19 protein-coding genes are annotated in these 21,166 nt (G+C 71.8%); 13 read left to right on the forward strand and 6 right to left on the reverse strand.

From position 1 onward, the window contains the following. Positions 1–139 precede the first annotated feature (139 nt). Positions 140–1,246: an alpha/beta hydrolase-fold protein gene (locus tag ACFZDE_RS16430; RefSeq protein WP_391200333.1), complete on the reverse strand. Its 1,107-nt coding sequence runs from the start codon at positions 1,244–1,246 to the stop codon at positions 140–142. Positions 1,247–1,339: 93 nt separating this feature from the next. Between ACFZDE_RS16430 and ACFZDE_RS16435 the strand changes: the two genes are divergently transcribed. From ACFZDE_RS16435 to ACFZDE_RS16445, 3 genes are read left to right on the forward strand one after another with little or no spacing between them, the layout of a single operon-like run. Next, positions 1,340–1,552, forward strand: coding sequence for an MbtH family protein (locus ACFZDE_RS16435; RefSeq protein ID WP_352118251.1), 213 nt, complete (start codon positions 1,340–1,342; stop codon positions 1,550–1,552). Between the two features lie 8 nt (positions 1,553–1,560). Continuing rightward, the gene (locus ACFZDE_RS16440; protein ID WP_391200335.1) at positions 1,561–3,135 is read left to right on the forward strand and encodes an amidohydrolase family protein; all 1,575 of its coding nucleotides are present in this window, start codon (positions 1,561–1,563) and stop codon (positions 3,133–3,135) included. A gap of 30 nt (positions 3,136–3,165) precedes the next feature. After that, a complete protein-coding gene (locus ACFZDE_RS16445) occupies positions 3,166–3,687 on the forward strand; it encodes a GNAT family N-acetyltransferase (protein ID WP_391200336.1) in 522 nt (173 codons plus the stop codon). Here the strand turns inward: ACFZDE_RS16445 and argB are convergent. Further along, positions 3,674–4,555: an acetylglutamate kinase gene (argB, locus tag ACFZDE_RS16450; RefSeq protein WP_390996690.1), complete on the reverse strand. Its 882-nt coding sequence runs from the start codon at positions 4,553–4,555 to the stop codon at positions 3,674–3,676. The two genes, ACFZDE_RS16445 and argB, sit on opposite strands and share 14 nt — an antisense overlap. Before the next feature lie 176 nt (positions 4,556–4,731). On the opposite strand from argB, the gene ACFZDE_RS16455 reads away from it, so the two are divergent. Continuing rightward, positions 4,732–5,640 (forward strand): helix-turn-helix domain-containing protein, encoded by a 909-nt coding sequence (locus ACFZDE_RS16455; RefSeq protein WP_391200337.1) that lies wholly within the window; start codon positions 4,732–4,734, stop codon positions 5,638–5,640. A 243-nt stretch (positions 5,641–5,883) separates the two neighbouring features. Here ACFZDE_RS16455 and ACFZDE_RS16460 read toward each other — a convergent pair whose 3' ends face one another. Together ACFZDE_RS16460 and ACFZDE_RS16465 are read right to left on the reverse strand one after the other, a co-directional pair. Further along, entirely contained in the window at positions 5,884–7,968 is a 2,085-nt protein-coding gene (locus ACFZDE_RS16460; protein WP_391200338.1) for an ABC transporter permease, read from the reverse strand. 237 nt (positions 7,969–8,205) lie between these two features. Beyond that, positions 8,206–9,033 (reverse strand): SDR family NAD(P)-dependent oxidoreductase, encoded by an 828-nt coding sequence (locus tag ACFZDE_RS16465; RefSeq protein WP_391200339.1) that lies wholly within the window; start codon positions 9,031–9,033, stop codon positions 8,206–8,208. A gap of 482 nt (positions 9,034–9,515) precedes the next feature. On the opposite strand from ACFZDE_RS16465, the gene ACFZDE_RS16470 reads away from it, so the two are divergent. From ACFZDE_RS16470 to ACFZDE_RS16485, 4 genes are all read left to right on the forward strand, one after another. Next, positions 9,516–11,774: an MMPL family transporter gene (locus tag ACFZDE_RS16470; protein WP_391200340.1), complete on the forward strand. Its 2,259-nt coding sequence runs from the start codon at positions 9,516–9,518 to the stop codon at positions 11,772–11,774. Between the two features lie 126 nt (positions 11,775–11,900). Continuing rightward, on the forward strand, positions 11,901–13,220 hold the full coding sequence (locus ACFZDE_RS16475) for a histidine kinase (protein ID WP_391200341.1): 1,320 nt from the start codon (positions 11,901–11,903) through the stop codon (positions 13,218–13,220). Then, the gene (locus ACFZDE_RS16480; RefSeq protein WP_298553581.1) at positions 13,217–13,873 is read left to right on the forward strand and encodes a response regulator transcription factor; all 657 of its coding nucleotides are present in this window, start codon (positions 13,217–13,219) and stop codon (positions 13,871–13,873) included. Before ACFZDE_RS16475 ends, ACFZDE_RS16480 begins: the two co-directional genes overlap by 4 nt. Positions 13,874–14,129: 256 nt before the next feature. Further along, positions 14,130–15,212, forward strand: a complete 1,083-nt coding sequence (locus ACFZDE_RS16485; RefSeq protein WP_391200518.1) for an AI-2E family transporter — start codon at positions 14,130–14,132, stop codon at positions 15,210–15,212. Here ACFZDE_RS16485 and ACFZDE_RS16490 read toward each other — a convergent pair. Beyond that, positions 15,188–16,120 carry an alpha/beta hydrolase fold domain-containing protein gene (locus ACFZDE_RS16490; protein ID WP_391200342.1) on the reverse strand — a complete coding sequence of 311 codons (933 nt, stop codon included), beginning with the start codon at positions 16,118–16,120 and terminating at the stop codon, positions 15,188–15,190. The two genes, ACFZDE_RS16485 and ACFZDE_RS16490, sit on opposite strands and share 25 nt — an antisense overlap. A gap of 270 nt (positions 16,121–16,390) precedes the next feature. After that, entirely contained in the window at positions 16,391–16,912 is a 522-nt protein-coding gene (locus ACFZDE_RS16495) for a nitroreductase family deazaflavin-dependent oxidoreductase (protein WP_391200343.1), read from the reverse strand. Positions 16,913–17,080: 168 nt separating this feature from the next. Between ACFZDE_RS16495 and ACFZDE_RS16500 the strand changes: the two genes are divergently transcribed. The 5 genes from ACFZDE_RS16500 to ACFZDE_RS16520 all read left to right on the forward strand — a co-directional run bounded on the left by ACFZDE_RS16500 (position 17,081) and on the right by ACFZDE_RS16520 (position 20,677). Then, entirely contained in the window at positions 17,081–18,181 is a 1,101-nt protein-coding gene (locus ACFZDE_RS16500; protein WP_391200344.1) for a SpoIIE family protein phosphatase, read from the forward strand. Between the two features lie 34 nt (positions 18,182–18,215). After that, complete coding sequence (locus ACFZDE_RS16505) at positions 18,216–18,752, forward strand: MarR family transcriptional regulator (protein ID WP_390996337.1); 537 nt, start codon at positions 18,216–18,218, stop codon at positions 18,750–18,752. A 294-nt stretch (positions 18,753–19,046) separates the two neighbouring features. Beyond that, complete coding sequence (locus tag ACFZDE_RS16510) at positions 19,047–19,577, forward strand: TerD family protein (protein WP_391200345.1); 531 nt, start codon at positions 19,047–19,049, stop codon at positions 19,575–19,577. 299 nt (positions 19,578–19,876) lie between these two features. Beyond that, complete coding sequence (gene panD, locus ACFZDE_RS16515) at positions 19,877–20,296, forward strand: aspartate 1-decarboxylase (protein WP_391200346.1); 420 nt, start codon at positions 19,877–19,879, stop codon at positions 20,294–20,296. A gap of 36 nt (positions 20,297–20,332) precedes the next feature. Further along, positions 20,333–20,677: an N-acetyltransferase gene (locus ACFZDE_RS16520; protein WP_391200347.1), complete on the forward strand. Its 345-nt coding sequence runs from the start codon at positions 20,333–20,335 to the stop codon at positions 20,675–20,677. The last annotated feature ends 489 nt before the right edge of the window (positions 20,678–21,166 follow it).

Genomic DNA, 21,166 nt, shown 5'->3' on the forward strand with positions numbered 1-21,166 from the left:
ACGCCGTCAGGGGCGCGGGGCTGTGCCGATGCGCGGCTGCGCCGCGTGGGCGCGATCAGCTCCCGCGCAGGGGCTCGGGGGGGGCACGCCTCAGGGGCGCGGGGAACTGCGCGATCAACCCCCACGCACCCGCACCCGCCTACGACCCGAGAGCCCACCCCACATCCCTCAGCAACGCAGAACGCCACCCCGCCCGGTCATGCCCCGACGCCGACCGAGCCACCCGCACCGCCGCCCCGGCCCGCTCCACCAACCCCTCGATCACCTCACCATGCGGCAGCATCCGGTCCTCGTGTTCCCCGACATCGAACGCCACCCGCAGCCCCGACAGATCAACCCCCGCCCGCAACCGCTCCGCGAGAACACCCCCCACCGAACCCCCCAACGGATCAGCCGCCCGCAGGGCACCCGGCGTCCACCAGAACGACCCCGACTGACACGCCACCCGCGACACCAACTCGGGATACTCCAGCGCCGCGTACACCGCACTCAGCCCCCCGAGACTCTGCCCGGTGACCACCAGCCGCTCCGCATCGGCGGGCACGCCCGACTCCGCCACCAGCGGCAGCAGTTCGTCCCGCACCGCCTCCCACAGCTCGGGCCGGCAGGTGAACTCCGCGACCCGGTCCTTGGCCGGCAGGAAGACCAGGGTCACCGGCGGCACGTCCCCCGCCGCCACCGCCGAGTCGAACGCGGTCACGGCCGGATGCAGATGGAGCCAGTCGTCGCCGTCGAGCAACAACACCACCGGCCCACCACCCCCCGCCGGATGCACCCGCACGGTCCGCCGCCCGCCCAGCCGCTCGCTCGCCCAGCGGACCCGCGTCCGCGGCAGGGGCAGCACCGCGTCCGCCCCGAGGAGCGGCCAGTGCGGCTGCTGGGGGGCGTCCGGCGTCGCCGCGATGGACCGTTCGCCACCCGCCCCGGCCGGGTTGAACGGGTCGGCATGGAAGACGTCCCCCGCCACGAACCGGTACGTCACCCGCAGCCGTTCGGGCATCCGCACCTCCGCGTACCAGCAGTCGCTGTCCTGCCAGCGGCGCAGGGCGACCGGATCCGACCAGCTCTCGAACTCGACGGTCACCGGCGACGACCCGCGCCACAGGAACAGCGTCACCCAGCCACCGCCCTCGGCGGGCACCGACGAGGGCGCCCCCACAGCGGCCCAGAACGCGGAACTGCCGGGCGCTCCCGGCAGCCCGAACCCGGCGAACACGTCCTGACTGCCCGCGGCGGGCACGCGCATGAGCGTCTCCTTGTGAGAGGGAAGGGGCAAAGGCTAAGCTCCGTCAATTAGGCGAGCCTAACCTAATCTTGGCCCCTCGAGGAGGCACGACGCATGAGCACCAACCCCTTCGACGACAACGAAGGCCGGTTCCTCGTCCTGGTGAACGACGAGGGCCAGCACTCCCTCTGGCCGTCCTTCGCCGAGGTCCCCGGAGGATGGACGATCGCCTTCGCGGAGAACACCCGCGAGGCATGCCTGGAGTACGTGGAGACCCACTGGACGGACCTGCGCCCCCGGTCCCTCGCCGCCGCCCAGGACGCCTGACACCGCCGATGCTGTGCACCAGGCTGACCAACGCCCGTTTCCTCACCATGGATCCGGACCACCCGGTCGCTCATGACCTCGGCATCTGGCAGGGCCGGATCGCGGGACTCGACGAGGCCGTGACCACCCTGCCCGCCCGGGAGGTCGTCGACCTCCAGGGCGCCACGGTGCTACCGGGGTTCATCGACGCCCATGTCCACCTCGCCTGGACCGGGTTCAAGCAGAACACCCCGAGCATCGCGGGCCACACCCGCGTCGAGGACGTGCTCGCGGTCGTGGCGCAGGCGGTCGCCCGCAGCCGGGCCCCCGGCGACTGGGTGAGCATCGCCGGCTACGACCAGCGGGCCCTGGGCCGTCATCTGACCGCCGCCGAACTCGACCGGGTCAGCGACGGACGCAAGCTCTACCTGCTGCACGACTCCGGGCACGGCTGCGTCGTCAACACCGCCGTCCTGGACCTGCTCCCCTCCGGCATTCCCCACGAGAACGGCTTCCTCGCCGAGCAGGCCATGGGCGCGGCCCGCGCCCTGCGCCTCCCGCACGCCCAGGAGGACCTGGCCCAGGCGATCGGCCGCGCGGCCCGCACCTGTCTGGCCGAGGGCGTCACCGCCTGCGCCGAAGCGGGCATCGGCGGCACCCTCTTCGGTCACAGCCCCGTCGAACTCGGCGCCTACCAACTCGCCCGCGACAAGGGCCTGTTGCCGCTACGGGTGCAGCTCATGGTGTCCGCGGACCGGCTGCGCCCGGTCGCCGCGCACCAGTCCGACGGCATCCCGCGCGCCCTCGACCTCGGCCTGCGCACCGGCCTCGGCGACGACCGGCTCTCCGTCGGTGCGCTGAAGATCTACACCGACGGCGGCATGATGGCCCGTACGGCCGCACTGACCAGCCGCTACGAAGGCCTCGACCACGCCGGGCAGTTGCAGGACGACCCGGAGGTGCTCACCGACCTCGTCGTGGACGGCCACCTCGCCGGCTGGCAGCTCGCCGTGCACGCCATCGGCGACCGCGCGGCCGACCTCGCCCTGGACGCGATCGAACGCGCCCAGCGCATCCGGCCCCGCCCCGAGGCGCGCCACCGCATCGAACACGCCGGGCTGATCCGGCCCGACCAGCTCCCGCGCATGGCCCGGCTCGGCGTCAGCGCGGTCGTCCAGCCGAACTTCCTGCGCTGCTTCGGCGACGACTACGCCTCGATCATGGGCGAGAAGCGGGCGCCCTGGATGTACCGGGGCCGGTCCTTCCTGGACCACGGCATTCCCCTGGTGGGCAGCTCCGACCGGCCCGTCGCCGACGGGTCGCCCCTGCGCGCCGTCCAGTTCATGGCCGAACGCGCCTCCGCCTCAGGGCAGTTGATCGGCCCGGACGAGACCGTCACCGTCGACCAGGCCCTGCACGCCTACACCGTCGCGGGCGCCCACGCCTGCCACTGGGAGGACCGCCTGGGCTCTCTCACCCCGGGCAAACTCGCCGACCTGGTCGTCCTCGCCGACGACCCCCGGAGCGTCGACACCTCGCGCATCGGCGCCATCGAGGTCGTGGAGACGTATGTGGACGGCCGTCCGAGCCGTCCGCGCGCTTGATCCCCGGTCCGGAACCGAGGAAGGAACCCCTTGACCACGGCCACGCCGCACCCTGCCGTGCTCCCGCACGCCCTTGCCGCCCCGGCATCCACCGTGCGTACCGCCCGCCCCGACGAGGCCGCCGCCCTCGCGGCCCTGTCCCGGCCCTTCGTACGCTCGGGCGCCCTGCGTGCCCGCCCCGTCTCCCTCTACGCCGCCCACGCGGCCGACTTCCTGGTGCTCCAGGCTCCCGACGGCACGCTCGACGGCTGCGTGGCCCTGCGCGCGTACCCCGCGAACCCGGGGGAGGGCCGCCGAGCCGCGGGCGTCGTCTACAACTTCTGCGTGGCCGCGCACCGGCAGGGGAGCGGCGCCGGCGCCGGGCTGTTACGGACGGTGCTCACCGCCGCCCGCGCCCGGTCGCTCGACACCCTGTTCACGGCGACCACCGGAGGCGCCGGACTGTTCCTCCGCCACGGCTTCACTCCCACGACCGCGCACCGCGCGCCACGGCCCTGGGCGCAGTCCCTGGACCCGCGGCGCGGGGCACGCGTCCTGGTCAGGACGGTGTGACGGTGTCGGGCACCACGGTGGTGCCCGGGCTGGTCCCGGCGAGCACACTGCGCAGCACCGCGTGCGGCACCCGTCCGTCCACCACATGGGCCTTGCGCACCCCGCCGCGGACGGCACGCAGACAGCCCTCCATCTTCGGCAGCATGCCGCTCGCCAGCCCGGGCAGCAGCCCGTCCAGCTCCCGGGCCGTCAGATGCCCGATCACCTCGGTGCTGCGCGGCCAGTCCGCGTACAGCCCCTCGACGTCGGTGAGCATCACCAGCCGCTCGGCGTCGAGTGCGACGGCGAGGGCGGCCGCCGCGAGATCGGCGTTCACGTTGTAGACCTGCCCGTCCGCGCCGCGTGCGACAGGGGAGACGACGGGAATGTGGTCCTGGTCCAACAGGGCCCGCACCATGGCCGGATTGACGTCCACGACGTCACCGACGAGGCCGATGTCCACCGCCCTGCCGTCCACCCGGGCGGGCCGCCGCACGGCCGTCATCGTGTGCGCGTCCTCGCCGGTCAGGCCCACCGCGTAGGGCCCGTGGGCGTTGATGTGCCCGACCAGCTCCCGCTGCACGCGACCGGTCAGCACCATCCGCACCACGTCCATGGTCTCGGGCGTCGTCACCCGCAGCCCCGCCTCGAACCGGGTCCGCATCCCGAGCCGGTCGAGCATCGCGCTGATCTGGGGCCCGCCGCCGTGCACGACCACGGGGCGCAGTCCCGCGTGCCGCAGCTCCACCACGTCCTGGGCGAAGGTCCGTTGGAGGTTCGCGTCCACCATGGCGTTGCCGCCGAACTTGACGACGACCGCCCTGCCCCGCAGCTCCTCGGGCCAGGGCAATGCCCAGGTGGACGGATCACCTTCACGGGCTGCTGTCACACTCACGCGGTCACTCCGTTTCGGTCCGGACGGCCTGGAGTGTATTAACTTAGCCTAACCTAACCTCAATTGACGTGGTCGTGTGTCTGCGGCGGGCTCCGGCCTCGTCTGCGCCGGCGCCTTCGCGTTCCTGCGCGGACGCGCACGCGGACGCCGACCAGTGGTCCAATGAGGGGATGCGTTCGAACTGCTCCGCGCGTGAGATCCCCGCCGTCGCGTTCGCCGCGCCCGCGGGCACTCCCGCGGGTGTGGAGGTCATGTCGCTGACGGAGCTACGGCGCCGCGTCCGCGAGCAGTCCCTCAACCGGCCCCAGCGCCCCGACTTCCACCACCTCCTCGCGCTCACCGCGGGCGACCTCCGGCACGTCGTCGACTTCAACGGCTACGCGCTGCGGCCCGGCTCCTGGCTGTGGGTGCGCCCGGGGCAGGTGCACCAGTGGGGCGATCTGAACGAGGCCGAAGGCACGCTGATCCTCTTCCAGCAGGACGTGCTCGACCCGGCCACGGCGGCGTCCGCCCGGGTCGACGATCCGCACGCACCGGTCGTCATCACCCCGGCCGACGCCGACGTCAAGGCGGTGACGATGGCCGCCGAGCATCTGAGCCGTGAGTTCCAGTCGCTCGGACAACTGCCTCTCGACGTGCATCTGGCCGCTCTGCGCCACCTCCTCGCCGTCCTCCTGCTGCGCCTGGCCCATCTCACCGTCCCGGCCGGCGGCCCCGCTCCGGAGCCGGACGAGACCTACCTGCGCTTCCGCGACGCGCTCGAACGGCACTTCACCACCACCCGGCGGGTGGAGGACTACGCGCAGCTGCTCAGCTGTTCGGGACGCACCCTCACCCGGGCGACCCTGGCGGGAGCCGGGCTCAGCGCGAAGGAGTTCATCGACCGCCGGGTCGTCCTGGAGGCCAAGCGTCTGCTGGCGCACGGCGACGAGACGGCCGCCCAGATCTCGGACCGCCTCGGCTTCGCCACGCCCTCCCAGTTCAGCAAGTACTTCACGCAACGCACGGGCCGTGCCCCGATCGACTTCCGCAACGAGGTGCGAGGCCTGACCTGGCCGCGGCAGTTGCTGGCCGAGTGATCCCGCGTGCTCCGGTGAGGCGCCGAGTGAGCGCGTGTGCTCAGGCGAGGCGCCGGATCACCGCCTCGGCGACGGCCCGGGCGCTGCCGGGGTCCTGCCCGGTGATGAGGCGGTCGTCCCGATCGTGACGCCGAGTCCCGCTCCGGTGCTGGTGACGATGGCGAGGACGCGGTTGGGGCGGGTCACGGGAATCCTTGCTGCCGGGCGTGGTTTCGTGATCATTCCGGTGGAACGCGGGTGCTGTCAGGAACGGGCGCGCGCGGTCGTGAGTTCACGGCGGGCCTGCCACCGGTCGATCACCACGTTGAGCAGCAGGCACACGGCGCCCCACCCGGCGATCGTCGCCAGGTGGCCGCCGGCGCCGGCCCCGTCGAAGTAGACCGCGGCGCGGACCAGGTCGACCGCGGCCGGCAGCGGCAGGACGTCGTTCAGGTCGCGGAAGAACTCGGGAACCATGTACAGCGAGATGGCTCCACCGGAGGCCGGGACCCCGATCATCAGCGCGATGATCAGTACGGGTACGACACCGGCGATGCCGAGGGTGCGGGTGAACACCGCGGTGAACAGCGAGACGCTGAAGATCGTCAGTGCCCCGAAGCCGACCATCGCCCAGCCATGGCCGTTGATCGCGCCGATCAGCTTGTCGAACAGCACCCACAGCCATACGGCCATGCCCACCGCCCAGCCCGCCATCATCGGCAGGAGCCGGCGCAGCCGCCTGATCTCCGGTGCGCCGCCGCGCAGCGCCGCCATCAGCACGAAGCCGGACATGATCCACGACATGGCCACGTACATGCTGTTGCTGCCGTTGGAGTCGGAGGCGTTCAACGGCTTGATGTCGGTCGTTACCAGCGGCATCTTCCGGCTCTCGGCGATCTGCTGGAACATCCCCCGCAGCGCGTTGTGCTGACCGGCCCCCGCCGCCGAGGAGGTGTAGAGGGTCGCCGCGCCGCCCTCGGCGGTGGGCAGAACGTACGCGCCGACGACGTCCCGATCGCGGATCTTGTCGGTCGCCTTGTCGACGGAGGTGCCGGCGGTCAGGGAGACCAGGTCGCCCAGGCCCTTCTGCAACTCCCTGGTCGCCTGCTCGGTCTGTTCCTGGGCGGCGCCGACGACCACGACGGGCATGTCGCGGATCTGCGGCTGGTGCAGGGAGGCGCTCATCATGCCGACGACGACGGTGAGGATGGCCAGCGGGAAGGCGGCCACCGCGAAGTACCGCAGCCGCTTGGAGCGCACCGGACCACCGGACATCGCGGGCCGCGGGGCGTCGGGGTCGGCGGCCTCCGGGGTGTCCGCGAGCGCGGCCCCCTTGCGACGCTCCAGGACGAGGGCGAGGACGAGGGCGGCGACCAGCCAGATGGCGAGTGTCCGCAGCTGGTCGCCCAGTCCGCGGCCGTCGAAGTACATGACCGACCGGAGTGCCTCACCCGCGGCCGGCAGCGGCAGCACGTCGTGCAGGAAGCCGAAGAAGCCGGGCATCGAGTGGATCGGCGTGGCGAGGTCGGAGGACGGCACGCCGAAGACGACCCACAGCAGCATGCCGGGCAGCAGCGCCAGCCCGCCCAGGAACCTGGCGAACAGCAGCTGCCCGACGGCCACGGCTCCGGTCGCCAGCAGGCCGATCCCGACGAACGCCGGGTAGTGGCCGTCGACCGCCCCCACGACCGGCCCCAGGATCAGCCAGGTCACGGTGCTGGTCCCTACCGCCCAGCCGGCCAGCAGCGGCAGGAATCTGCGCAGGGCGAGCAGATGGGGCACGGCCGTCATCATCCCGCTCAGCGGTACGTACCCGACCATGATCATGCCGATCGCGGCGAGCAGCACGGCGATGCCCGCGCTGTCGCCGGAGGGCAGCGGAGCGACGTCCTGGTTCTTCGTCGTCCAGTCGTGGCCGGCCGCGACCGGGGCGAGGATCTGCTTGACCGTGCCCGCCTGCGAGGCACCCGCCGCCTGGGCCGTGTAGACGGTCGCCTCCGTGGAGCCGGCCGCGGGGATCAGCAGGACACCGGCGACGTCACGGTCCTCGAGCAGGTCGAGCGCCTCACCGCGGTCGGTGACCAGCCGGGGATCGGCGGCGCCGTCCTGTACGGACCTCAGCTCGTCGACGACGGACTCGGCCACGGCCCCCGAACCGACCACGGCGACCGGCATGTCCTGGGTCCTCGGTGAGTGCATCGTGCCCATGTAGGTCGCGTACATCATCGTGATCATGAGGAAGGGGATGAGAAAGAGAAAGACCCGCTTGACGATCTCTCTCTTCCGGTCCGCCTCGGGCGCGACCGGCTCGTGCGGTCTCACCTCGGCGACGGGGGGCGTTGTCTCCATGACGGGCTCCTGATGCCTTTGGTCGGGCGCGTCCGAAGGAGCAGGGTGTTGCCCGTCCGGACGCGGTGTGCGGAGGAGGAGGTGTCGGTGGACGCGCGGCAGGCACACAGACGACCGCCCTCCTCAAGAACGGCCTGGTCGAGCGCACGGTCGACCCTGGTTCCGCACCGGCCGTGACACCGCAGTGATCCGGCTGCCCGCTCCACAGCGAGCAGGCCACCCGCAGCGCTCCCGGCGTCAGCCCGCGGCGATGTCGGCCAGCAGCGACGTGACGCGCGCCCGCGCTCGCTCGGCGACGTCACTCCCGGGAGCGACATGGACCCGGCCTGCCTCGACAGCCGCGATCGCCGACTCCGCGACCGCACGCGGGGTGAGCTTCGCGCCGAAGTGCGCGGCGGCGTCCCGCATCGCGGCGTTCCGCAGCGCGGCCGGCGCACCGGCCTGGAGGTCCATGGCGCCGAGCGCCACGGAGTTCTGCCCGAGGGGGGTGTCGACGAGCCCGGGGCACAGGACGGTCGCGCCCAGCCCGGGCGCCACGCGCTTCAACTCCTGATCGAGCGTCTCGGTCAGCCCCACGACCGCGTGCATGGTGGTGGTGTACGGCGTGAGGTCCGGCAGCGGGGCGAGGCCGCCGGAGGAGGCGGTGTTGAGGAAGTGGCCCGTGCCCTGCTCGATGAGCAGGGGAGCGAAGGCCTTGACGCCGTGGACGACTCCGAGCACCTTGACGCCGATCATCAACTCCCAGATGCGCGCCCGCTGTTCCCAGAGAGGAGCGGGCGGGGAGACGACCCCGGCGTTGTTGCAGACCAGGTCCACTCGCCCGTAGGCGGCGATGGTCCGGTCTGCGAGCGCGCGCACGGAGGCCTCGTCGCTGACGTCCGCCACCACGGCGGTGACCTCGGCCCCGGCTGCCGCCAGCGACGCCGTCGCCTTGTCGAGGCCCTCCTCGCGGATGTCGGAGAGAACAAGCCGCACTCCGCGATCGGCGAGGGTTTCGGCGAGGCCGTAGCCTATGCCGCTGGCGCCTCCGGTGATGACGGCGACCTGGCCGTTGGTCATACGCATACGTACTCCTGTGTTCACGGGTCTGACACGCGTCTGATTGCACGGGACTGATTGCACGGGACTGATTGCACGGGACTGAATGCACGGGACTGAATTCGCCGATCAGAAAGCGCTGAAATTCATTCCGGCGAGAAAGAGTGAGACTCTTTCGGATTGCGTCCCAGACTAGGAGCGATTTCCCGGCGTCCCCCGGTACCCCGGAAGTGAAGGGGAAGCGGGCGATCGCTACCGGAGTACCACCCGTCCTCGTCCGGAAGATGCGGCAGCCCGGACGCCGGCGTCACAAGGAGTTCCCAGTCGTTTCCGTTCCGCCTGCTTCAGGAGGAGGACACCCCCTACCGGAGGAGGAGGCGGCAGCCGCGTATTCGCTTCCCCGGTGCCGTGGGTGGCCGGATCTGCCCGCCTAGCTTGAGGAACGGGTCACGCAGGCCCACCCCGTCCATGTCATCCGTCCCGTTGTTTTCCCAGGTGGGAGTACTCTTGTGGCCACCTTCCTCTACAGACTCGGCAAGCTCGCCTTCAGACGGCGCCGCCTCGTCGTGATGCTGTGGCTCGCCGCCCTGGCCGTCGTCGGCATCGGCTCGGCGAGCGTGTCGGGCACACCGTCGGACCAGTTCAGCATCCCCGGCACCGAGTCCCAGAAGGCTCTGGACCTGCTCGACAAGGAGTTCCCGCAGGCCTCCGCCTCGGGCGCCACCGCCCGCGTCGTCTTCGAGGCCCCCGACGGGCAGAAGCTGACGTCCGGGGCCAACAGGACCGAGATCCAGTCACTGATCGCCGACCTCAAGAAGGCCCCTCAGGTGGCGAGCGTCAGTGACCCCTACACCAGCCGTCTGTTCAGCCGGGACGGCACCATCACCTACGCCCAGGTGACGTACCGGGTGGCCCAGGCCGACGTCACCGCCGAGGCCCGGGACGCCCTGCACGCCGTGGCCGACCGGGGCGAGAAGGCGGGCCTGGCGGTCAGCCTGGGCGGCAACGCCGTCAACGAGAGGGAAGGCGCGAACGCCGCCGAACTGATCGGTCTCGCGGTGGCCGCCGTGGCATTGGTCATCACCTTCGGTTCTCTGCTCGCCGCCGGCCTGCCACTGCTGACCGCGCTCCTGGGCGTCGTCATCGCGATCCTGTCGATCACCATCGCGACCGCGATCTGGGACATGAGCGGCTCGGCGTCGACACTCGCGCTGATGCTGGGCCTTGCGGTCGCCATCGACTACGCGCTGTTCATCGTCTCCCGCTACCGCAGCGAGATCAGGGCGGGCCATGAACCCGAGGACGCCTGCGGGCGGGCCCTGGGGACCGCCGGATCGGCGGTCGTGTTCGCCGGCCTGACCGTGGTCATCGCGCTGGCCGGTCTCAGCGTCGTCGGCATCCGGCTGCTGACGGACCTGGGCCTGGCGGCGTCGTTCGCGGTCGTCGTGGCCGTGGCCGTCGCCCTGACCCTGCTGCCCGCGGTGCTGGGCTTCGCCGGGACGCGCATCATGAACGGCAACCTCCGGACCAAGCGCATGCGGGCGCTGGAGCGCGGCGAGGGCGAGCCGATGGGCGTGCGCTGGGTGCAGCACGTCATCCGCCACCCGTGGCGGGCGCTGCTGGTCTCGGTCGCCGTCCTCGGCGTGCTGGCCATCCCCGCCCTGTCGATGCGCCTGGGCATGCCCGACGACAGCACGGCCCCCGCCGGCAGCACCCAGCGGATCGCCTACGACACCCTCAGCAAGGGCTTCGGACCCGGCTACAACGGCCCGCTCACGGTCGTCGTCGACGCCCGGGACAGCAAGGAGCCGAAGGCCGCCGCCGAGCAGACGGCCACCGCGCTGGGCAAGCTCCCCGACGTGGCTTCCGTGAGCCCGGCCGTGTTCAACACCTCCGGTGACGTGGCCCTGATCCGGGCCGTCCCCAAGGACTCCCCGAGCAGCCAGGACACGGTCGACCTGGTCGGGGAGATCCGTGACACCACCGCCCCGTCCGTGCAGCGGGCGACCGACGCCGAGGTCGTGATCACCGGCACGACGGCCCTGAACATCGACGTCTCCGACAAGCTCGGCGACGCCCTCGTGCCCTACCTCCTGGTGGTCGTCGGCCTGGCGCTGATCCTGCTGCTGCTCGTGTTCCGCTCGATCCTGGTGCCCGTCAAGGCGACGCTGGGCTTCCTGCTCAGTGTGGTGGCGACCCTGGGCGTCCTGGTCGCGGTCTTCCAGTGGGGCTGGCTCAAGGACGTCTTCGGCGTCGACACCACCGCGCCCATCGTGAGCGTGATGCCGATCTTCATGATCGGCGTGGTCTTCGGACTCGCCATGGACTACCAGGTCTTCCTGGTCACCCGGATGCGGGAGGAGTACGTCCACGGCGCCGAGCCCACCGAGGCGGTGGTCGCGGGCTTCCGGCACGGCGCCCGGGTGGTGACGGCCGCGGCGATCATCATGATCTCCGTCTTCGCCGGATTCCTGCTCGCCGACGCCGCGCTGATCAAGTCGATCGGTCTGGGGCTCGCCTCGGCCGTCCTCTTCGACGCCTTCGTGGTCCGGATGACCATCGTGCCCGCGGTGATGGCCCTGCTGGGCCGCCGCGCCTGGGCACTGCCGGAGCGGCTGGACCGCGTCCTGCCCAACGTCGACGTCGAGGGCGAGAAACTGCGGCACCTGCTGGACGGGCCGGCCGACACGACCGGGCCGCACACCGAAACCGGCCCCGGAACCACGCACGACAGGCACCTCACGCCCGCCCACGGGGCCCGGGACTGACCACCGCGCCGCTTACAGTGGCGCGCATGCGAGCCCACGGCAGTGGGAGCCCCTTCAGTCGCCGTCCGCCGGTTCACACCCCCAAGGGCCGGCGGACGGTCCGCAGGTACCTCGGAGACACACGCCGTGACCTCTACATCGAACACCTCCCCGGCCGGACCCGGCACCCTGCTGGGCACCACCGAGGACCGCACAGTGGTCCGGGTCCTGACGCTGCTGGCCTGCCTGGGCCGGGCGGACCAGGCCCACCCCCACGTCAGGAGGTGGGGGATGCCGATGCTGTGCGCGGCGCTCGGGCTCCAGCCTCTGATGGAGTACTCCGGCCCGGGACCCGCACTCCCGGTCTCACTGGGCCTGCTGGCCGGCATCACCGTGCCACTGCTGTGGCGCCAGAGCCGTCCGGTCCTGGTGTTCACGGTCGTCACCGGCTTCTCCGTGGTGGAGGCCGCCTGCGGTGTGCTGACCAACGCGCACTTCCTCGCCCAGCTGATCATGCTGTACAACCTGGCCCGCTTCGCCACCCCCCTCGCTCTCGGCGGGGCCGTGGCGGTCGTCGTGCCCCAGACGCTGGGCACGGTCCTCGCCTTCTCCTCCGACGTACAGCTCACGCGCATCACCAGCGCCCTGTCCCTCGCCGTCATGCTGACGCTGTGCATGCTCGCGGTGGCGGGGCTGGGGCTGGGCGGCCGGGTGGCACGCCTGTACATCACCGCCCTCCAGGACCGGGCGGTACGGCTGGAGGTGGAGCGGGACCAGCGGGCCCGGCTCGCGGAGGCGGCGGAACGGGCCCGCATCTCCCGCGAGATGCACGACATCCTCGGCCACACCCTCGCCGTCATGGTCGGTCTCGCCGACGGCGCGGCCGGACTGGCCGAGGCCAAACCCAAGCGGGGCGCGGAGACCCTGCAGATCATCGCCGACAGCGGTCGCGGCGCCCTGGCCGACCTGCGCCGGCTCCTCGGCACCCTCCGCGACAACGACACCGCCACCGGTGACTCCCCGCTGGCACCCCAGCCCGGTCTGACCGACCTCGACGCCCTCCTGGACAGGGTCCGGGCCGCGGGCCCCACCGTGACCCTGCACACCGAGGGCGAACTCGCCGGTCTGCCCGCAGGCCTCCAGCTCACCGTCTACCGCATCGTCCAAGAGGCCCTGACCAACACCCTCAAACACGCGGCCCTCGCCACGGCGATCGACGTGAGCGTCGAGGCGACCTCCCGCACGGTACGCGTCGCCGTCGAGGACAGCGGCCCCCGGCGCGCTCCGAGGGAAGGCCCGCGCGGCGACCGGGGGCAGGGGCTCCTGGGCATGCGCGAGCGCGCCCTGCTCTACCAGGGGACCGTGACCGCCGGCCCGAACTCCCGGGGCGGCTGGAGTGTCCGAGCGGAACTGCACCTCCTCCCACCCACCGACCCGCCCACGCCAACGGAGAAGCACCCGGAATGACCACCGTCCTCATCGTCGACGACCAGGCCCTGCAACGCCTCGGCTTCAGCATGCTCATGGAACAGCACCCCGACCTGACCGTCGTCGGCGAGGCCACACACGGCGCCGAAGCGGTGCGCATGACCGCCGAACTCCATCCCGACGTCGTCCTGATGGACGTACGCATGCCCGGCATGGACGGCATCGAGGCGACCCGGCGCATCGTCTCCTCCGGCGGTCGCTCCCGCGTGCTCGTCATGACCACCTTCGACCTCGACGAGTACGCCTACGACGCGCTTCGCGCCGGAGCCAGCGGCTTCCTCCTCAAGGACGCCCTGCCCGAGGAACTGCTCGCCGGTGTCCGCGCGGTCGCCGCCGGGGACGCCGTCATCTCACCCGGGCTGACCCGCAAGCTCATCGACGCCTTCACCACCCGCCTGCCCGGCCACACCCCCGAGCAGAAGCGGCAGCTGGAAGCCCTCACCGAACGCGAGATCGAGGTCCTCACCGCCGTAGCCACCGGCTGCAGCAACGCCGAGGTCGCCGAACACCTGCACCTGGCCGAGACCACCGTCAAGTCCCACGTCAGCCGCATCCTCGCCAAGATCGGCGCCCGCGACCGGGTCCAGGCGGTCATCTTCGCCTACGACGTGGGGCTCGTACGGCCGGCCTGAGCAACCGGCTCCTTGTCGTTCACGAAGCCAGAAAGGGGCCGCGGTCACCCGACCCGGCCCCGCACGAGCGGAGAAGAACACAGTGAGTACGCACATAGGTGAGCCCCGAAGACTCTCTCCCGCGGCGGCGCGGACCCGGCGCCGCCGCCCGGTGCACCGGGCCCGTCCGGTGATCAGGAGCACGGGCGGGCCCGTGAACGCAGCGGCGTGGCCCGGCCCGCGCAGGACGCGTGACCGGCGCGACCCGCTCCACGGCATCGCCCGCCGGGTCGCCGTGGGCAGCGCGCTGATCCTCCTCGTCAGCGGCGTCATCTCCGTGACAGTGTGGTTCTGCGTCGCCTTCCAGACCGTCGTGACACCGGTGCTGCTCGCGCTGCTCGGCACGGCCCTGCTCGGCCCGCTCTACCGCAGGCTGATCGCGATGCGGCTCAACACCTCGCTCGCCGCCGGGCTGACCTGCGCCGCCGTCGTCGTGGTCATGGGCGGGGCCGCCTACATCGTGATGACCGCCCTCATCGACACCGGTGATCAGATCATCTCCTCGCTGCGCGACGCCGCGGACTCGATCGAGGAACGGTTCGGCCTGGCGGGGACCTCCCTGGACGACCTCGCCGCGAACGCGAAGGGACTGGTGTCGCAGTTCGGCGGCACCGCGGTCAACGGCCTCATGAACGGCGTGAGCGTGGTCGTCGAGATGGCCGCGACGGGCACCCTCGCGATCCTGCTCATGTTCTTCTTCCTGCGCGACTCCGACCGGGCGGTCGCCGCCCTGCACTCGCTCGCGCCCCGGGACTCCGGTGAGACCCTCGAAGTGATGGCCCGGCGCGCCTTCCAGGCCATCGAGGGCTTCATGCGCGGCACCACGATCGTCGCCTTCATCGACGCCGTCTGCATCACCGTCCCCCTGCTCGTCCTGGACGTGCCCGGGGCGGTCGGGCTCGGGGCGCTGGTCTTCATCGGCGCGTACATCCCCTACCTCGGCGCGCTGCTGTCCGGCGCGGTCGCCGTCCTGGTCGCCTTCGCCGACGGCGGCCTGGGCATCGCGCTGTGGGTCCTGGGCGTCGTCTTCGTCGTGCAGCTCCTCGAAGGCAACGTGCTGCAGCCGATGATCCAGAGCCGCACCCTGCAGATGCACCCCGCCGTGATCCTGGTGGCGCTCACCGCCGGCGCCTCGGCGGCCGGGGTCCTCGGCATGCTCCTGTCCGTGCCCATGACCGCGGCGGCGTTCGGCGTGCTGTCGGAGCTGCGCGGCCGGTACGAACGGACACCGGCCGCCACCGGTACCTCACTCGTCGGCGGCGGCCGGGCGACAGGTCATCGGTCCGGGGTCACGGCCTGACGCATGTGCCGGGCCATCAGCCCGTAGATTTCCCTGGCCGTGTCCGCGTCCTTCTGGTCGTAGCCGTGGTCGGCACCCGGCACGTCGACCTGCTCGCGGAGCGCTCCGACGCCGCGCAGGCGTTCGGCGTAGCGAGTGCCCTCGGCACGCAGGAGGTCGTGCTCCGGTGTGATGACGAGGGCGGGGGCGATGCCGGTCAGATCGGCTGTGTCGCCCGGGTGGCCGGGGGAGGCCAGAGGATCGCCGCGCATCGCCCGGTCGGGCACGTAGCAGGTGTCGAAGATGTCCGCCATCCACGGGCGCAGCAACGGCTTGGCGATGACCGAGCGCTTGTCCCTGGCATCGGTGACGAGGTCCAGCGGGGGATAGTGCAGGATCTGCAGGGCGATGGCGGGACCTCCCTTTTCCAGGGCCTGACGGGCCACCGCCGCCGCGAGGGCCCCACCAGCACTCTGCCCGCCGACCGTGAGCAGACCGCCGTCCCAGCCGTGCTCCGCGCTGTGTTCGGCCACCCAGCGGACGATCTCGTAGGCCTGGCGGGGCGGCGCGGGAAACGGGTGCTGCGGCGCGACGACGTAGTCCACGTTCACCACCACCGCGCCCGTCTCGGCCGCGAGGAAACGGCACAGCGGGTCGTCCAGCTCGACGGGCGGCAGCACGAAACCCCCACCGTGGAAGTTCACGTGCACCGGGGGCAGCGGCGCGTCGTCGGGACGGTCGGGCACATACACCACGGCGCGGGCCGGGGCGACGGAGGTGGGGATGGTCAACTCGTGGGTGGTGCGCGGGTACTCCGGATACCGCTTGTGCAGGGAGGACGCGACGTGCCGGTCCGACAGCAGGGCGTTCAGCCGCTGCATCACCTTGGCGGCGGGGGAGGCCAGCGACGGCCGGGCCAAAAGGGACATGACAGCTCCGTTCGGTGGGGTGGTACGCCGCCCGCGGTGCCCCCTGTGGCGGGTGACCAGGCTAGTGAGTCCGTACGAGGCGGACACGGCACCTGAGAAGTGAAAACGGCCGGACCGAGTGGTACTTGAGGAGGAGCCACCGACCCGGTTGGTAGGAGCCGCCCATGCACTGCGGTTGGTCTGCCCGACCGGCGCCACCACGGGTACGCGGTCAGCTTGCTTGCACGGTGCAAGACATGGTCGCCCGTGCTCATGGGTGACGTTCGGGCATCACGAGTGCCCGCGCGCATCACGGCCGTACCCGTCGGCGACGTCGAGTCGCACGAAGGGAATGGCCTGCCCCGCCTCGCGGAACGCCGTCGCGCCACCGTCCACGGGAAAACCCATGAACGCGCACAGCCGCCGGGCGGTGCGCGGGTGTCGGCGCGCGTAACCGATCATGATTTCGGCGCCGGCTTCGGAGGGCAGGAAGTGTGCGGTGACCGCGTGCGGGCGGTTGCCGAACCGGATCAGGGTCTTGGGCTGAGCGCACAGATTCCGGTACCAGTCGGCCCGTGGACCGAAGCCGGAGGCGACCGTCCAACTCGGCTTCGCCGGGTCGAAGGACACGACCTCGAGGACGGTCATGCGGTCGAGGCCGGAGACCCGGCCGGTGTGGTGCAACAGAAGCAGCCGCTTCCCGAACAGGGGACCGAGCCCCGCGCGGTAGAGCAGGATCGGCAGGCGCAGGGCCAGGCGCCGCCAGCCGCTGGGGAGGTGGGGGCGGCGGGGCGGGGTGTCTCCGTCGGTCATGATCGGGCCCTCCACATGTCGGGAATGTCGACTCCCGGACTCGATCCGGTAAAGGGCATGGAGCCGGAGTCGTGTCGTGGAGACCACCTTTGCATAGTCTAAAGGTGGGGGAGGGGCGCCTGCGTGGACCGGCGGCTCTCGACAGCCGGGACATCGCAGGAGTGCCGCATGACCGACCGGAAGCCGCCGTCCAGCTGGACGCTGCTGTCCTGTATGCCCGTGCTGGTGATGGCGCTGGTCGCGGTGACGGACATCGTGGCCGGGCCGGGTGTCGGGTTCTTGCCCCTGGTCTCACTGGGCCCCGCCTTCGCCGGGTTGGTCGGCGGATGGCGCCGTACGGCCTGGTTCGGGCTCGCGGCCCTCGTGCTGTGCGTCGCGCTCGGGCTGTACGACGGGCTGTTCGACGGGCGCCGTGGCTATACCGCGCTGGCCTCGGTGGCCGGTGTGACCGGTGCGGGAGTCGCGGCCGCGGTGATGCGCTCGCGCCGGGAGGCGGAGCTGGCCAGCGTTCGGTCGATCGCGGAGGTCGCCCAGCGGGTACTGCTGCGGCCAGTGCCGTTGACGGCGGGCCCGCTGCAGGCGGCGGTGTCGTACACATCGGCGGTCGCCGAGGCCCGGATCGGCGGGGACCTGTACGAGGTGGTGTCCTCCCCGCACGGTGTGCGGGTCATCGTCGGAGACGTCCAGGGCAAGGGGCTGGCCGCGGTGGAGACCGCGGCGGTGGTGCTTGGCGCCTTCCGGGAGGCGGCGTACGACGAGACCGACCTGTCCGGGTTGGGCGAGCGCCTGGAGCGCAGCGTCGCCCGGGAGCTGGAGGGGGAGAAGTTCGTCACCGCGATCCTCGCCGAGATCGGCACGGCCCACGAGGCGGTCTTCCTCAACTACGGGCATCCGGCCCCCATGATCGTGCGCGAGGACGGCACGGTCGACTTCCCGCAACCGCACTCCTTCGCACTGCCGTTGGGCCTCGGGGCGCACGGCAGCGAGGGCCCGAAACCCTACCGGGTGGGTTTCGCTCCGGGTGAGCAGCTTCTGCTGTACACCGACGGCGTCACCGAGGCACGCGACGAGGACGGCCGCTTCTATCCCCTCGGCGAGCGGGCGCACCTGCTGAAGGACCTGGACGCACACCGGGCCCTGGAGACCCTGCGGGCGGACCTCACCCAGCACTCCGTCGGACCGCGCCACGACGACGCCGCGATGCTCCTGCTGCGCTACCACGGTCACGAGGACGGTCCGGGGGAAGGAGAGCCTGTTTCCACCACGTGAGTGAACAGGTACGTCCGCACGGTAGAAAGGACGCATGCCGGAGCGTGAGCCCCCCGCCGGGGCGATGGACGACGTGGACCTGGTGACCCGGTCGGTGCTGACCGCGTCCCGCCTGCTCGTGGGGATCTCCGCCCGCTCTCTCGCCGCTGTCGAGGAACGGGTGACGCTGCCGCAGTTCAGAATGCTCGTGATGCTGTCCACACGCGGCGCCACCAAGCTCGTCACCCTCGCCGACCTGCTCCAGGTCGCCCCGTCCACCGCCATGCGGATGGTCGACCGGCTGATCGCCGCCGGTCTCGCCGACCGAAAGCACAACCCCGCCAACCGCCGGGAGACGCTGCTCCAGCTCACGGAGGAGGGCCGCCGCACGGTCGCGGACGTCACCGGCCGTCGCCGCGCCGCGATCGCCGAGATCGTGGAGCGGCTCACCCCGACGCAGCGACTGGCCCTCATCGAGGCACTGTCGGCCTTCAACGTGGCAGGAGGGGAGCCTCTCGCTCCGGCTCAGGACGACACGGAAACGCATCCACTGGGCTGGGTCATGGATGTCCCCGTGGCCGGCGACGCTTGACGCGCTCGGCCCGGACTTCACGCAGGGTTCCATTGCCGGGTCCGGTGCCGGGTCCGGACCCGTTCGCTGCGCGGCATGGTGTGGGGCCCCGCCGAGTTCGTCGGGCCGCCGCCGATCCGGCTGACCGTGCGGGGCGTCCTCGCGGGGTGCTTGGCGGCCGGCGCGATCGTAGGCCGACGGCACCGCGGTCGCGATGAGCGGGCCGGCCGCGGACGCATGAAGTGCCCGCTTCCTGACCATACTTGATCAAGCGGGAGAGTCTCGCGGGCGCCGGCTTGGCGGGGGAGTCGCAACATGAGTGGTGGGAATCAAGGGTTGGGCAAGGTCGAGGTGCGGCTTCGGTGGGATCCGAGTCCGTACGGGGAGCCGGACCGGCACTTGGACATCGTCGCGGCGACGTACACGGCAGACGATCCCTACGGGACACCGGCGTATGTGGTGCACTACGACAGCAGGTCACCGGACGGCACCATCAACATGATCCGGCACAGCCGGACCGGCATGGGGCTCGGGTTCGTCGAAGTGATGGTGCTGGAGTTCGAGCGGCTGGCATCGGCCTACGCACGGGTGGTGGTCGGGGTGGTCATCCACCAGGACGGCGGCCCCCGTTCGTTCGGTGACATGTCCAACGCCGGCGTGCTCTTCGTGGAGGGATACCGGGAGCTGCTTGCGGACGACTTCTCAGGCGTAGCCGACGCCACCGCCGCCACGTTCGCCGAGTTCACCAGGAACACGTCCGGAGCCTGGGAGATGCACCGGATGATCCGGGGCTTCGACAGCGACCCGGTGCCCTTCATGGAGGAGATGGGCCGCACACGACCGTGACGGCGGCGCTCGCGCTCGCCGCGCCCACTTGCCGGCCGGGCACGCGACCGCGTCGACGGCGACCGCGACCGGCGTCGGCTCCCCGGCCGCAGCCGTCGGCCTGCTCGGCCTGCTGGCCTCGGCAGCCCTCGCGGCAGGACTCTTCCTGACCACCCGGCGCAGGGCGCCGTGGCCGTCGCACCGAGGGCACCTGGAGCGATGTCGCTCACAGCCATCGACTCCGAGGCGTACCCGTGTAGGGTGACGAGCGCCCTTGACCTGCACAGAGCAGGCAGGGAGCCGACTGCTAGGAGCACAGGATGCTGCGCACCATGTTCAAGTCCAAGATCCATCGCGCCACCGTCACCCAGGCCGACCTGCACTACGTGGGATCCGTGACCATCGACGCCGACCTGCTCGACGCCGCCGATCTGCTGCCCGGCGAGCTCGTGCACATCGTGGACATCACCAACGGCGCCCGGCTGGAGACGTACGTCATCGAGGGCGAGCGCGGATCCGGGGTGATCGGGATCAACGGGGCCGCCGCCCATCTCGTCCACCCCGGCGACCTGGTGATCATCATCAGCTACGCCCAGGTGACGGACGCCGAGGCGCGGGCACTCACTCCCCGGGTCGTGCACGTGGACCGCGACAACCGGATCGTGGCCCAGGGCGCGGACCCGTCCGAGCCGGTGCCCGGCTCGGACCAGCAGCGCAGCCCGCAGGCCGTCGGGGCCTGACGGGCAAGCGGAGGCGAACCGAGGAGGAGCGTGGCGATGAGCGACCCGGAGATCCGTGACGACCGTGCGGCGGGCAGGCTGGAGGCCGTGTCCGGTGGTGAAGTCGTCGGCCGCGTCGAGTACTTCGTGCTCGAAAGCCCCGAGCGGGCGCTCGTGCCCGTCCACACGATCGTCGAGCCGGCCCACGAGGGCAAGGGCATCGCCGGGTCACTCGCGCGTGAACTCTTCGCCCTCGCCGGCCGCGAGCACAGCGCCGTCGCCTCGCTCTGCCCCTACGTCACCCGGTGGATCGAACGCCACCCCGACGAGGCCTCGCCGGCCGGCCAGGACCTGCTGGCGGCTGCGAAGGACTGGCTGCGGGCCCACCCGGGACGGTTCTGAGGGCCGTCTCCGTCGCACCCGCCCCCGCTACCCCCACCTGGTCCCGTCGCGTCCCGCCGGGGAGTGACTGCGGATGCGGGGGCCGGGTAGGCGGGGGAGTAGTCCAGAGCCGGAGTCGTCCCACTGGCTGGAGGACCTGATGACGAACCCGATTCCCGACCCCGTGCCGCCGGCGCCGACCCCGGGCCCGGATCCCCAGCGCCCGGAGCCGCACCCCGACCCGGTGCCGAACCCACAGCCCCCGCCCGGCCCGGAGCCGACCCCGCCCCCACCGGCACCCACGCCCCCACCGGCGCCCACGCCGCCTCCGGGCCCCGACCCCGTGCCGGGCCCCGACCCCGTGCCGGGCCCCGACCCCGTGCCGGGCCCCGACCCCGTGCCGGGCCCCGACCCGTCCCCGATTCCGCCGGGGCCGGAACCCGTGCCGAACCCCGAGCCCGGGCCACCCCTGTCCTGACCCCCGTTTCAAAGAGCCCGCACGCGAACGGG

This window comes from Streptomyces sp. NPDC007929 (assembly GCF_042959065.1).
In the GTDB taxonomy this organism is placed as follows: domain Bacteria; phylum Actinomycetota; class Actinomycetes; order Streptomycetales; family Streptomycetaceae; genus Streptomyces.

Excerpts from the sequence above, each read along its gene's own strand:
- ACFZDE_RS16495 (WP_391200343.1), bottom strand. The coding sequence starts at position 16,912 with ATGACCGACGGAGACACCCCGCCCCGCCGCCCCCACCTCCCCAGCGGC.
- ACFZDE_RS16490 (WP_391200342.1), bottom strand. The coding sequence starts at position 16,120 with ATGTCCCTTTTGGCCCGGCCGTCGCTGGCCTCCCCCGCCGCCAAGGTG.
- ACFZDE_RS16510 (WP_391200345.1), top strand. The coding sequence starts at position 19,047 with ATGAGTGGTGGGAATCAAGGGTTGGGCAAGGTCGAGGTGCGGCTTCGG.
- panD (WP_391200346.1), top strand. The coding sequence starts at position 19,877 with ATGCTGCGCACCATGTTCAAGTCCAAGATCCATCGCGCCACCGTCACC.
- ACFZDE_RS16435 (WP_352118251.1), top strand. The coding sequence starts at position 1,340 with ATGAGCACCAACCCCTTCGACGACAACGAAGGCCGGTTCCTCGTCCTG.
- ACFZDE_RS16440 (WP_391200335.1), top strand. The coding sequence starts at position 1,561 with ATGCTGTGCACCAGGCTGACCAACGCCCGTTTCCTCACCATGGATCCG.
- ACFZDE_RS16460 (WP_391200338.1), bottom strand. The coding sequence starts at position 7,968 with ATGGAGACAACGCCCCCCGTCGCCGAGGTGAGACCGCACGAGCCGGTC.
- ACFZDE_RS16430 (WP_391200333.1), bottom strand. The coding sequence starts at position 1,246 with ATGCGCGTGCCCGCCGCGGGCAGTCAGGACGTGTTCGCCGGGTTCGGG.
- ACFZDE_RS16520 (WP_391200347.1), top strand. The coding sequence starts at position 20,333 with ATGAGCGACCCGGAGATCCGTGACGACCGTGCGGCGGGCAGGCTGGAG.
- ACFZDE_RS16465 (WP_391200339.1), bottom strand. The coding sequence starts at position 9,033 with ATGCGTATGACCAACGGCCAGGTCGCCGTCATCACCGGAGGCGCCAGC.
- ACFZDE_RS16480 (WP_298553581.1), top strand. The coding sequence starts at position 13,217 with ATGACCACCGTCCTCATCGTCGACGACCAGGCCCTGCAACGCCTCGGC.
- ACFZDE_RS16455 (WP_391200337.1), top strand. The coding sequence starts at position 4,732 with ATGCGTTCGAACTGCTCCGCGCGTGAGATCCCCGCCGTCGCGTTCGCC.
- ACFZDE_RS16500 (WP_391200344.1), top strand. The coding sequence starts at position 17,081 with ATGACCGACCGGAAGCCGCCGTCCAGCTGGACGCTGCTGTCCTGTATG.
- ACFZDE_RS16505 (WP_390996337.1), top strand. The coding sequence starts at position 18,216 with ATGCCGGAGCGTGAGCCCCCCGCCGGGGCGATGGACGACGTGGACCTG.